The sequence below is a fragment of the Streptomyces sp. NPDC058000 genome, from assembly GCF_042886435.1.
Taxonomy (GTDB): domain Bacteria; phylum Actinomycetota; class Actinomycetes; order Streptomycetales; family Streptomycetaceae; genus Streptomyces.
On the sequence record NZ_JBHVQS010000016.1, the window covers coordinates 67,189 to 79,147 of the forward strand.

General features: G+C 68.5%; 11 protein-coding genes and 2 pseudogenes. 11 read left to right on the forward strand and 2 right to left on the reverse strand.

What is annotated here, in order from left to right; all coding sequences use genetic code 11:
• The first annotated feature begins 140 nt into the window (after nucleotides 1-140).
• Nucleotides 141-683 (forward strand): TetR/AcrR family transcriptional regulator, encoded by a 543-nt coding sequence (locus ACFVT2_RS18230; protein ID WP_390018674.1) that lies wholly within the window; start codon nucleotides 141-143, stop codon nucleotides 681-683.
• Nucleotides 684-741: 58 nt separating this feature from the next.
• Nucleotides 742-1,239 carry a DUF6463 family protein gene (locus tag ACFVT2_RS18235; RefSeq protein WP_390018676.1) on the forward strand — a complete coding sequence of 166 codons (498 nt, stop codon included), beginning with the start codon at nucleotides 742-744 and terminating at the stop codon, nucleotides 1,237-1,239.
• Between the two features lie 278 nt (nucleotides 1,240-1,517).
• Here ACFVT2_RS18235 and ACFVT2_RS18240 read toward each other — a convergent pair.
• Nucleotides 1,518-1,985: pseudogene (locus ACFVT2_RS18240) on the reverse strand (mannose-6-phosphate isomerase, class I); the annotation flags it as partial.
• Nucleotides 1,986-2,043: 58 nt separating this feature from the next.
• On the opposite strand from ACFVT2_RS18240, the gene ACFVT2_RS18245 reads away from it, so the two are divergent.
• The 5 genes from ACFVT2_RS18245 to ACFVT2_RS18265 all read left to right on the forward strand — a co-directional run bounded on the left by ACFVT2_RS18245 (nucleotide 2,044) and on the right by ACFVT2_RS18265 (nucleotide 7,773).
• A complete protein-coding gene (locus ACFVT2_RS18245; RefSeq protein WP_390018678.1) occupies nucleotides 2,044-3,768 on the forward strand; it encodes a class I mannose-6-phosphate isomerase in 1,725 nt (574 codons plus the stop codon).
• Nucleotides 3,769-3,899: 131 nt separating this feature from the next.
• On the forward strand, nucleotides 3,900-5,303 hold the full coding sequence (locus tag ACFVT2_RS18250) for a sugar porter family MFS transporter (RefSeq protein WP_390018681.1): 1,404 nt from the start codon (nucleotides 3,900-3,902) through the stop codon (nucleotides 5,301-5,303).
• Nucleotides 5,304-5,345: 42 nt separating this feature from the next.
• Nucleotides 5,346-5,702: a hypothetical protein gene (locus tag ACFVT2_RS18255; protein WP_390018683.1), complete on the forward strand. Its 357-nt coding sequence runs from the start codon at nucleotides 5,346-5,348 to the stop codon at nucleotides 5,700-5,702.
• Nucleotides 5,696-6,628 carry an ROK family protein gene (locus tag ACFVT2_RS18260; RefSeq protein ID WP_390018686.1) on the forward strand — a complete coding sequence of 311 codons (933 nt, stop codon included), beginning with the start codon at nucleotides 5,696-5,698 and terminating at the stop codon, nucleotides 6,626-6,628. The genes ACFVT2_RS18255 and ACFVT2_RS18260 overlap by 7 nt, the downstream gene beginning before the upstream one ends.
• A gap of 125 nt (nucleotides 6,629-6,753) precedes the next feature.
• Nucleotides 6,754-7,773 carry a LacI family DNA-binding transcriptional regulator gene (locus tag ACFVT2_RS18265; protein ID WP_390018688.1) on the forward strand — a complete coding sequence of 340 codons (1,020 nt, stop codon included), beginning with the start codon at nucleotides 6,754-6,756 and terminating at the stop codon, nucleotides 7,771-7,773.
• 221 nt (nucleotides 7,774-7,994) lie between these two features.
• Here ACFVT2_RS18265 and ACFVT2_RS18270 read toward each other — a convergent pair whose 3' ends face one another.
• Nucleotides 7,995-8,318: an ATP-binding protein gene (locus ACFVT2_RS18270; RefSeq protein WP_390018690.1), complete on the reverse strand. Its 324-nt coding sequence runs from the start codon at nucleotides 8,316-8,318 to the stop codon at nucleotides 7,995-7,997.
• 303 nt (nucleotides 8,319-8,621) lie between these two features.
• On the opposite strand from ACFVT2_RS18270, the gene ACFVT2_RS18275 reads away from it, so the two are divergent.
• The 4 genes and pseudogenes from ACFVT2_RS18275 to ACFVT2_RS18290 all read left to right on the forward strand — a co-directional run.
• Nucleotides 8,622-8,798, forward strand: coding sequence for a hypothetical protein (locus tag ACFVT2_RS18275; protein ID WP_390018693.1), 177 nt, complete (start codon nucleotides 8,622-8,624; stop codon nucleotides 8,796-8,798).
• A 15-nt stretch (nucleotides 8,799-8,813) separates the two neighbouring features.
• Nucleotides 8,814-10,241: a sugar porter family MFS transporter gene (locus tag ACFVT2_RS18280; RefSeq protein WP_390018695.1), complete on the forward strand. Its 1,428-nt coding sequence runs from the start codon at nucleotides 8,814-8,816 to the stop codon at nucleotides 10,239-10,241.
• A gap of 173 nt (nucleotides 10,242-10,414) precedes the next feature.
• Entirely contained in the window at nucleotides 10,415-11,470 is a 1,056-nt protein-coding gene (locus ACFVT2_RS18285) for an alcohol dehydrogenase catalytic domain-containing protein (protein ID WP_390018697.1), read from the forward strand.
• 52 nt (nucleotides 11,471-11,522) lie between these two features.
• Nucleotides 11,523-11,924: pseudogene (locus tag ACFVT2_RS18290) on the forward strand (IS5 family transposase); the annotation flags it as partial.
• Nucleotides 11,925-11,959 lie beyond the last annotated feature (35 nt).

Here is an 11,959-nt window from a genome sequence, read left to right on the forward strand (position 1 = left end):
TCCACCAGTGCGCCTTTGGGCCTGAATCTCGTGGGATGGGTGGAGCGCCGGAGGGTCCGGTGCTCCACCCATTCCCCTTCCTCGGGCGTGCCTGTTAGCCTCTTCCATACCAAACCTTTTGGTATGGAAGAGAGGTCAAGGTGAGTACGGAGAGGTCGGCGTGGCTGGACCAGGGCCTGACGCTGCTGGCGGAGCAGGGCGCCCCCGCGGTCACGCTGGATCGACTGTGTGAGCGCATGAGCATGTCGAAGGGTGCCTTCTATCACCACTTCGGATCGATGCCGAAGTATCGGACCCGATTGCTCAGCCACTTCGAGGCCGAGTGCACCACGGCGATCATCAATGGAGTTGAAGCGTCCGACACGCTTCCGGCCCGGGAGCGGCTGGCGAGGCTCCTGGCTGAAGTGACCAAAGACGCCGGTCCGCCGCTGGAGATCGCAATGCGGGCCTGGGCGAAACAGGATCCCGAAGCGGCGCGGGTGCAGGAACGTGTCGACGCAACCCGCATCGGATATCTGCGGGATCTGTGCGAACAGGCCGGCCATGGCAGACCGGATCAAGTGGCCAAGATGCTCTATCTGATGTTGGTCGGGGCGGAGCACCTCACGCCCCCGCTCCCGAAGCCAGAGCTGCGCGGCATGTACGAGCTGCTGATGCCGCTCTTGGACCGGTCGGCCTGCTGACTTCGTCGGCGATCGAGATGGATCCCTCACCCGGCGCTCCCGGAAGGAACACAGCGTCATGAATGCCTCCACACGCCCGGAATCCCGTACGTCCAACGCCAGAGCTCTCCGCCTCTGGGTTCCCCGCCTGATGCTCGCTGCCGCCGCGGTGCACATGATGGTGGGCGTCATCGCCTCGTACTCGTACTGGAGCGGCATCGTCTCCGACGGACTGTGGAATACCGTCCGTAACGACAACTACACCCGCATGATGGCCCTTTGGTTCATGATCAGCGGAGTTGCCCTCTTCGGCCTTGGGCTCCTTTCCAGGAGGGTCGTGATCGCCGTAGGCGCGATGCCTGTGGAGACCGGATGGATCCTGCTGGCAGTCGGAATCCCGGTGGCCGTGCTGGAACCGGTCTCGGGCGGCTGGTCACTGATCGCCATCGGTGTGCTGGCGGTGGTGGCGTCGCGGCGCGACAGTGGCGTGACGGACTTCGAACGATCGGACGGTCGACGCGCGGGAGGGACGGTCGCTCCAGGCGCGGCGCCACTGAATACCGCGCCCTCCGAATAGGCGCTCTGCACCGGTATGCGCTTCGTGATCATTCATGCGGGTGATCACGGTGTGAGTGGTGGCGATGAGCTGTTCGAGGTCGAACCGGTCGAGAAGCAGCCCCACCCCTGACCTCGCCCGGAGCAGGTGGCGCCGCGGTCCGTACGCGCTGCGCCGAAGCCGGCGTCGGCGACCGTGCGGGCCGGCAACCCCAGCCGTCGGCGCCGGCTCCACTCCACCCGTCAGATCGCGCGACACGGAGCCGAATTCGCTGCCCGCCGACGGCCTGTGGTCCCCGGTCAGCCGGCAACCGTCGCCCGGAAGAGCACTCCTGATCCGCGGACCTCCACCTCCGCGCCCACATGCCCACCGCCCTCGTTCGCCGGGATGAAGGCCGACTCCCCCGGCTTCAGAGGGAGTTGGGCACCCGTCGACAGGGCCTCCAGTACGACCCGGCCTTCAGTGCACAACAGAATCTGCGGTGCGGCGCCGCCGGCGATCTGTGCCTGGCCGGCGACGACGTAGCGCGACAGCCGGAACTCGTCGACCGGTGTCCTGTATACCGACTCCCTATCAGTCTGCTCCGGACGCAGCACCTCCGGCGTATGCGTCTCGAAGCGGACGACGCGCAGCAGTTCCGGCACATCGACATGCTTGGAGGTCAGTCCGCAGCGCAGCACATTGTCGGAATTCGCCATGATCTCGACGCCCAGGCCGGCGAGATGGGCATGCGGTACGCCGGCGCCCAGGTATGACTCTTGGCACGGGAGACCAGTGGACTGTTATCGTTAACGTAACACCCGCAAGACACCCCTTGGAGCCGATGTGACCCGTTCCTACGAACGAAACCCCCGATACGCCGCCGTCGGCGGGACCGTCGCCCGCGGCTGGCACGCCGCCGCGGAGACCCTCCCTACGGGGCCCGCCATCCTCGCCCTCGACGGGCCGGCAGCCCTGGACTGGGCCGACGCCGCCGCTTCCCTCCTCACCGCCCTCGCCGACCGCGGCATACCGGCCCAACTGCTGGATCTGCGCACGTACGAGGCCGGCTGGGGAACAGTCCTCGACCGCACCGGCGACAGCGCGGACCGCGATGCCGACCCGCACTACCTGCGGCTCGCACAGAACCCCCTCACCGACCTCTACCGTGGGCTTCCGCAGGTCGAGAGGCCCACGGAGGGCCTGCTCATCACCTACGGCCCCGGTGCAGCACTCGTCGAGCACGACGTGCTGTGGTACGCCGATCTGCCGAAGCGGCTCGCCGAGTCCGCCGTCGCCGCAGGGGAACTGCCGCTCGGGGTGAATCTGGGCCGCCACCACGAGGCCGGCGACCTTCGCCGCCTCTTCTACGCGGACTGGCCGATGCTCGACGCGCACCGCGACGCCATCGCCCGCCGCATCGACCGCTGGCTCGACCTGCAGCGCCCCATGGCCCCCGCGTCCATAGACGGTCAGACGATGCGTGCCACGCTCGCGGCGCTCGCCAAGACCCCGGTGCGCTCCCGCCCGTATTTCAACTCCACGCCTTGGGGTGGCCAGTGGGCCGTGCGCGAGCTGGGCTTCGACCCCCAGAAGGGCAATACCGCGCTCGGCTACGAGCTGATCGCGCCCGAAGCGGGCGTCCTGGTGGGCGACGGCCCGGAAGCGGAGGTCGAGCTGCCGTTCCAGCTGCTGTGCGTGCTGCATCCGGTGGAGTTCCTGGGTACAGCCGTGCACGAGGAGTACGGCACGTCCTTCCCGATCCGCTACGACTACCTCGACACGGTTGAGGGCGGCAGCCTCTCACTGCACCTCCACCCCCGCGCGGAGTACATGCGGAACCACTTCGGCTGGCAGTACACCCAACACGAGACGTACTACGTCACCGCCAACTCCGGTGACGACCCCCGCGTCTACCTCGGTCTGCAGCAGGACGCCGACGTTGACCTGATGCACAAGCAGGTCGTGGCGGCCATCGAAAGCGGCGTGGAAATGGACGTCGAGCGCTTCGTGCAGAGCCACCCTTCGGAGGAGGGGCGGCTCTACATGATTCCAGCAGGCACCCCGCACGCCTCCGGAGCGGGCAACCTCGTCCTGGAGATCAGCGCCACCCCGTATCTGTACTCGCTGCGCTTCTACGACTGGCTGCGCAAGGATGCGCGGGGCAACTCCCGTCCACTGCCGTACGACCACGGCTTCGCCAATCTCGACACCCGCCGCCAGGGCGAGGAGGTGGCCCGTGACCTGATCCAGGACCCGCGAACGCTGCGCGAGGGCCCGGGCTGGCGCGAGGAGGTCATCGGCACGCTGCCGGAGATGTTCTACGAAGTGCGGCGCTACGTCATCGACCCGGAGGCCGGCGGCGCACAGCCCGCCGAGGACGACACCGAGGGCACCTTTCACCTCCTCAACGTCTCCGCCGGTGACGGCGTGGTGATCGAGACCGCCGACGGCCGGACCCATGAGCTGGTATTCGGCGAGACGTTGACCGTGCCTGCCGCGGTCGGCGCCTACCGGCTCCGACCGCTGGGCGAGCAGACGGTACACGTGGTCAAGTCCCTGGTCAGCTGAGACCGGCGGCGACCGGCCCGGCCTCCGGCGGAAAGGAGTCCCCCGTCACCTCATGTTATCGATAACTCACTCATCCGTTCCTCGCGGCGCCCCGCCGTAGCGGGGCAGAGAAAGAGAAGAGACAGCCTTCCATGAGCCGCATACCTGCCACTTCCGTATCACCGTCCCTCACCGGGAGCGGCCACAGCCGCGGCCGCTCCCTCGCCACCATCGCCGCCGTCAGCGCCATCGGGGGCCTGCTCTTCGGCTACGACACCGGCATCATCTCCGGCGCTCTGCCCACCATCGCCGACGACTTCAGGCTCACCGACGCCGGTCAGGAACTCGTCACCGGCGCCATCCTCATCGGTGCCATCCTCGGTGCCTGCCTCTCGGGCCGCATCGCCGAGCGCCTCGGCCGGCGCCAGGCCGTCATCTGGGCCGCCACGGTCTTCTCGGCGGGTGCCGTGTTCGCAGCCCTCGCCCCCGGGGCTTGGACGCTCGGCATCGCTCGACTGGTACTGGGGCTTGCGGTCGGTCTCGCCTCACAGGCCGTGCCGCTGTACGTGGCCGAGCTCGCCCCGCCCGCCCGGCGCGGCGGTCTTGTGGTGGCCTTCCAGCTCGCCGTCACCTGCGGCATTCTCGCCGCGTATCTCTCCGGCTATCTCCTGGACGAGAGCTGGCGCTGGATGTTCGGTCTGGGCCTGCTGCCCGCCGTTGTCCTGCTGATCGGCATGTGCGCCCTGCCGGAGAGCCCGCGCTGGCTCTTCACGCACCGCGGTCCGGAGGCCGCCCGCGCGGTCCTCGCCCGCGTGCGCCCCAACAGCGCCGCCGTGGAAACGGAACTGAACCAGCTCGCCGAGACCGCGTCCGCGACGGGGGAACGGGGCCTGCGTGCCCTGCGCGCCCGCTGGCTGCGCCCGGCCCTGATCGCGGGTATCGGCCTCGCCGTCGCCTCCCAGATCACCGGCATCAACGCGATCATCTACTACGCCCCGACGATCCTCGGCGACGCCGGCTTCGGGCGCTCGGCCGCGATGCTCACGACCGTCGGCGTCGGCGTCGTCAACTTCCTCATGGTCGCCCTCGGCATGTGGCTCGTGGACCGGATCGGCCGGCGCCGGCTGCTGCTGGTGTTGCTTCCCGGCGCCGTGGTCTGCCTCGCCGCCCTGGCCGCCGTCTTCACTCATGGCCAGGCCCCGCAGGGCGGTGCCCGCTGGATCGTGGTCCTCGGCATCCTCGGCTACATCGCCTTCAACGGCGGCAGCCTCTCGGTCGTGGTGTGGCTGGCAGGACCGGAGATGTTCCCGTTGAAAGTCCGGGCGGTCGCCGTGGCGGTGTCCACCTTCGCCGTGTGGTTCGCCGACCTCATCGTCAGTCTCACCACCCTCTCCCTCACCAGCACCCTTGGTGTCTCCGGCACCTTCTGGCTGTACGCCGCGCTCAACGCGCTCGCCGTCCTCTTCGTGTTCCGCTGCGTACCCGAAACCCGCGGACGCAGCCTGGAGGACATCGAGGGCGCCCTGCGCACCGGCACGTTCCGCGCGATGCGCTGAGCGGCACGGCCACAGACCCTGTCCATACGAGGAAATGCCACTATGAACCGCACTCTCCAGTTCACGGGGCCCGCCTGGAGCGGCTCGCCCCGCAACCACCGCCGGCCGGCCGCCGAGACCGAGCGGCTACTCGCCGCCTTCGAGGCCGGCACGGCCAAGAAGGCCGTCGACGAGACTGAAGTCGTACCGGACCACGGCATCGATCATCCGCACAACCCTTTTCGCCCGTACGGCTCGTTGGTGGGACCCTGGCGGGAGTGGGCAAGACTGCTGCGTTCGCCGCGGGCGCAGGCCGGCGAGCGAGCTGCCTGGGCAGTGGCGACGGCCGTGCTGTTCGGACGCGCCCCGCAGCACCTCGGCCTTGCCCGGGCCGCGCATCAGGGGCTGAGCACATGCTGAGCGCACCCGTTCCCGTGCTGGAGATCGGCGGCACCCACGTGACCTCGGCGCTTGTGGACCTGACCGCCAGGGAGCTGATGGGCGAGGCGGTGCGCGAACCGCTGCCCGCGCAGGGCACGGCCGAGGAGATCCTCGACGCCATCACCGCGACCGCCACGCGGCTCGATCCCCCGCCGCGGGCGCTCTGGGGCGTGGCGGTGCCGGGCCCGTTCGACTATGAAGCGGGGGTCGGGCTCTTTCACGAGGTCGGCAAGTTCGAGGCGCTGTACGGCGTGGACGTGGGCACCGAGCTGAAGCGGCGACTGCGGCCGGCGCCCTGCGCGCTGCGGTTCCTCAACGACGCGGACGCCTTCGGCATCGGTGAGTCCGTCGCCGGGGCAGCCATCGGCCATGCCCGTGCCGTCTGCATCACTCTCGGCAGTGGTGTCGGCTCCGCTTTCCTCGACCGGGGGCAACCCGTCAACGACGGCCCGCTGGTGCCGCCGCACGGCAGCGTGCATCTACTGTCCTACGGTGGGCGACCGTTGGAGGAGACCGTGTCGCGACGCGGTATCCGTGCCGCCTACGCCCGCGCGGCGCTGGACGACCCGGACGTCGTCCCCGATGTACGGACCATCGCCGAGCTGGCCCGCGGCGGTGACCGGCATGCGTGGGCCGTACTGGACCAGGCTTTCCGGGCGCTGGGGACGGCCCTGGCTCCGTGGCTGGCGCGGTTCGAGGCCACAGCGTTGGTCGTCGGCGGCTCGATCGCGGCGTCCTGGGATCTGATCGAGGGTCCGCTGAGGGCCGGACTGGACGCCGGCCCGAACGGCGTACTCAGCACCAGGATGGTGTTCCGTACTGCTGAGCACCCTCATGACGCACCACTGCTCGGTGCCGCGTGGTGGGCTGTGCGGCCACAGCCCGCAGCAGCCGGAGGCCGCTGACGGCCGCCTAGAATGAAGGCCGCGGGCGCAGTGCCAAAGCGCCCGCGGCCGTCGGCTTCGAAGAGAGAGCGAGCGCAGTGTCCCCATCCGGCAGTCCCGGATCGTCCGGACCCGCCTCCCCCACGATGCGGGATGTCGCCGCTCGTGCAGGTGTCAGTGCCATGACCGTGTCGCGGGTCTTGAAGGACGAGCGTGTGGGTCCCGCGACCCGGGATCGGGTGCTGGCCGCCGTACGAGAGCTGGGGTACCGCCGCAACGAGGTGGCCCGCAATCTGCGCCTCGGCCGTCCCAGCGGCATGATCGGCCTGGTCGTCACCAATCTCGCCAACCCCTTCTACTCGCGGCTCGCGCTCGGCGCCGAGCAGGTGGTCGAGAAGCACGGGCTCCGGTTGGTGCTGGGCAATACGGCGGAACAGGTCCAGCGCGAACGCGAATTGGTGGAGGACCTGGTCTCCCGCCGGGTGGACGGCATGATCGTCATTCCGGCCGGTGCCACCCACCGTCATCTCAGCCCCGCCTCGCTCGGCGGAACCCCGGTGGTCCTCGCTTCCCGGCCGCCCTCTGGTATCGAGGCCGACACAGTCCTCGTGGACGACTTCGGCGGTGCCCGCGCGGCAACCGAACAACTGCTGGCCGAAGGACACCGGAGCGTGGGCTTCTTGGGCAATCCGCCCACCCTCTTCACCGGTGCTGAGCGCTTCCGTGGCTACTGGGCCGCGCACGAGGAGGCCGGGATCGCACCGCGCGACGAGTTGGTGCGCCGCGGCCCACACGACATCCCCACCGCCGAGGCAGCGGCCCTGGAACTCCTCGACCGCGAGGACCCGCCGACGGCACTGTTCTGCACCAACAACCGCATCACACTGGGCGCTTACCGCGCGGTGCGGCGCCTTGGCACCGGTACAACGCTCGCGGGCTTCGACGACTTCGAGATGGCGGACATGCTGGACGTACCGGTCACCGTCGTCTCGTACGACGCGGACGAGGTCGGGCGCCGGGCGGCCCAACTGCTGTTGGACCGGCTCGGGGAGGGGCCGGACACCCCGGCAGGCCCAGCGCGCCGAACGGTGGTGCCGACATCGGTGGTCCGCTACGGCGTGCGCGAGAGCGTCGGAGAGGACCGGGGCGTTCACGGTCGGGATTGAGGCGTGCGGAACGTCGTCCGAAGGGGGTCGGCGAGCCTCGTGCCGGCGCGCAGCGGCCGCGCGTACGGCGCCCTGACGTGCGCCCGGGACTCGGCGACTGCGAATCGGACCTCATACCCGGCGCATATCCACCCATCGGGTGATGCCACCAGAGTCAGCGATCACGCCACGCCGGTCCGACAGAGCGCCGACGATGCGCAGCCCGCGGCCGTGCTCTTCAGTCAGGCCGTCCGTCGATGACCGGGAGTGGCTGTGCAACACCGGCCCCCGTCCGTGACCTCAATACGCAGACCACGCTGCCGGTCCGCGGACGACAACCTGAGCACGGCCGGCGGCAGGGCGTGGGTGACCGCGTTGGTGACCAGTTCGGAAATCACCAGCAGGGCGTCGTCAGCTGCGTCCGACGGCAGATCCCAGTTCCCGAGGACGTTGCGTGCCCTCGATCGCACGCTGCCGACGTGCTGAGCGGCGTGCGGCAGCGGAAGGACGAATTCCGCGCTACCGCACGGGGGAGCCTGGGCGTCGCCTGACGTGTTCGCCTCCATCGCACTCACCTTTCCTGCGGGACAGGCACTCCGAGCGTTATCGTTAACAGTACAGCACCTTACCCTCGACCGGCCAGCCTTGACTGCCTAGTCAGCAAAAACCCCACAACAAAGGGGTGATACGAGGAACATCGAAGGAAATTCGTAACGGGTGGTTGCAGGCACACTTCGGTAGCGTTAACGTTCTCGCCATCCCAAGCCGCATCCGCAAAGGCCGGGCCCCTGTCACACATGGCGGCGCCGCGTTGCCTCCCGACTTCACCGCGCTGACCGGCATCTCGGCACCCTCCTGTGTCGAGTGAGATGTGCACGACAGCTTCCCCTTCCGCCATCAGCCTGCTCCGGGCTCGACCTGCCGGGTTCGACCTGGACGCACTGATCGCCGACGTCTTCGGTCTCGACAACTTCGACAACGCCGTGGCGGCCTTCCGAGCCGGCATCGGCCGCAAGATCCAGCTCGCGTCGCCGGCGCCGAGCTGAGAGGACGGCAGACACATGAGCACACGCACGAAGAACGCGCTGATCTGGCTCTTCGGTGCCCTCGGCGGCATCCTGTGGGGCTACGACACCGGGGTCATCTCCGGCGCCATGCTCTTCATCAAGAAGGACCTCGTCCTCACCCCGCTCCTGGAGGGCATGGTCGTCAGCGGCCTGCTGGTGGGCGCCATGCTCGGCGCGGGCGTCTCCGGCAGACTGTCGGACTCCTGGGGGCGGCGCCGGCTCATCCTCGCCGCGTCCGGCGTCTTCATCCTCGGTACGCTCGGCGCCTCCGCCGCCATCGGCCCGTGGACGCTGATCGCCTTCCGCTTCGTCCTGGGCATCGGCGTCGGCATCGCCTCCGTCGTCGTCCCCCTCTACCTGACCGAGCTGGCACCCAAACACATCCGCGGCGGGCTCGCCTCACTGATGCAACTGCTGGTCACGGTCGGCATCTTCCTCGCCTACGTCGTCGACTACCTGCTGCACGACACTGGTGCCTGGCGCTGGATGATCGGACTCGGCATCGTGCCGGCCGCCGTCCTCGCGCTCGGCATCCTCCTCCAGCCCGAAAGTCCGCGCTGGCTGGTCGGCAAGGGGCGCGGGGACGAGGCACGCAGGGTGCTGGACCAACTGCGCGGCGACACCACTGCCGCGGACGCCGAGCTGGCCGAGATCGAGGAGACGGTACGGGCCGAGAAGGCCGACACCGAGCTGCTCACGCCCTTCCACCTGCTGTCTCCGAGGCTACGGCGAGTCTTCCTCGTCGGGATGCTGCTGGTGTTCTTCCAGAACGTCGTGGGCATCAACGCGATCATCTACTACGCGCCCACCCTGCTGACCGACATCGGTTTCGGCGACACCGGCGCGATCATCGCCACCATGGGGGTAGGCGCGCTGAACATGCTGATGACGCTGCCCGCGATGAAGCTCATCGACCGCCGCGGCCGCAAACCCCTGCTGCTGTGGGGCGCGCTGGGCATGTGCGCGGCCATGGTGCTGCTCGCGCTCACCAACCTCGCCGGCCTCGGCTACGGAGCCCTGCTCTCCACCCTCACCCTGCTCGGCATCGCCCTCTTCATCGCCTCATTCGCGATCTCCTGGGGCCCGGTGCAATGGGTGATGCTCCCCGAGCTGTTCCCGCTGCGGATCAGGGCCGCCGCCGTCAGCCTGTGTGTCCTCTTCAACTGGCTGTTCAACATGCTGGTCTCGCTCCTCTTCCCCACCCTTCTGAAGGCCCTCGGCGCCGGCGTCAACTTCCTCTTCTTCGCCGTGACGACGTTCCTCGCCTTCCTCTTCGTAGGCACGACCCTGCCCGAGACCAAGGGCCGCAGCCTTGAGGAGATCGAGCAGGACCTGCTGCACGGAATGCACGCCGACGCCGAACACGGTGACGGCAGGACGGGAGAAGGCGGAGAAAGCGAGAACCTGTCACCCGCCGTGTGATGCCAGGCGCCGGTCGCAGAAATCGCCGAGTGAATCCCCATCGCAACCTTCCACGCGATCAACCGACCCGTCCTGGAGGCCGCGACGGCGGTCGGGTTCTGCCAGACGGAACCGGTGTCGGGTCTCACGATCGGCGCAGTCAAAAGCTGAACCGCAACAACGAAAGGCACACGATGAGAGGCATCTTCCTGCCCGGAGGCCGCCGGGTCGAAATCCGCGACAGGCACGTTGGTGAACCGGGATACGGAGAGGTCCGGCTCTCGATGCGGGCTGCCGGACTGTGCGGAAGCGATCTGCACATGCACTACCGGCCCGCGCCGGAGTTGCGTCACGGCCCTGTGTTCGGCCTCCGTACCGACCCCGACATCGTCCCCGGACACGAGCCCGCAGGAGTAGTCGAATCGGTCGGCACCGGAGTGGACCACCTGCGTGTCGGAGACCGGGTTGCCGTCCACCACATGGCCGGATGCGGCCACTGTGTCTGGTGCCGACGCGGATGGGACATCAACTGCCGCCAGAAATGGGGAACATACGGTCTCGACCGACCGGGTGCCATGCAGGACGCGATGATCGTTCGTGCCCGCGACTGTGTCCGCGTCCCCGACAACGTCACCATGGCCGAGGCGTCCTACTACACCTGCGGAGCAGGCACCGGCTACCTTGCACTCACCCGCGCCGGCTTCGCCCCACAAGATGTGGTCACCGTCGTCGGCCTAGGACCTGTCGGCCTAGCTGCGGCCTACTTCGCCGCCCTCTCGGGTGCGCTGGTCATCGGGTTCGACCCGATCGCGCAACGACGAAAGTTCGCCGCAGATCTCGGCATTCAGTACACCTTCGATCCCGCCGGACTCGATGCCGCTGCCGCGGTGGCCGATCTGACCGCCGGCGCGGGCGCCAGTATCGTCATCGAGTCCTCGGGAGCTTCGGCCGGCCGGCTGGCAGGACTGGAAGCCGCGGGCATCGGAGCCCGCATGGTGCTCGTCGGTTTCGCTGACCCGGAAACGACCATCGACGTGCAACAGCTGATCATCCAGAAGCAGATGGACGTCCGGGGCGCATGGATGTTCCCGATCACCCAACTGCAAGACATGCTCGACGACGTCAGCAGGCGCAACATCAGCATCGAGTCTCTGATCACCGGCAGGTACTCGCTCGACGACGCCGCCGATGCCTGGCGCGTCTTCGACCGAGGGGCACTGGGCAAAACCCTCATCACCTGGGTGAATTAGGGCTTGTCTGATGGGTCGGTGACGCGCTGGTTGACGGATCGTTCACGGACATGTGGGGCGGGGTGGCCTGAGCGATGCAGAGTGGTCTCGGCTGGAGCCACCTTTGCCAAGGAACGTTGGCCGAGGCGGCCGTTGGAAGTGCCACCGGACGGTGATCGATGGGATTCTCTTCCGGCTGCGGACCGGCATCCCGTGGCGCGATCTACCCTCACGGTTCGGGAAGTGGCAGACCGTGTTCGATCGCCACCGCCGATGGTCGGCAAATGGCACGTGGGAGCAGATCCTGCGCGCGGTCCAGGCGGACGCCGATGCGGAGGGGCGTATCGACTGGTCGTTGGTGAGCGTGGACTCCACCGTGTGTCGCGCTGGCCAGCACGCTGCCGGAGCCCACAGACACCCGCCCCGTGTATCGGGCAAGCGGACTCGTCCCGCTCAGCACCGGGCGGATGGTGCCAGGGCCTACATCGTGACGCTGGCGGCACGGCCGTC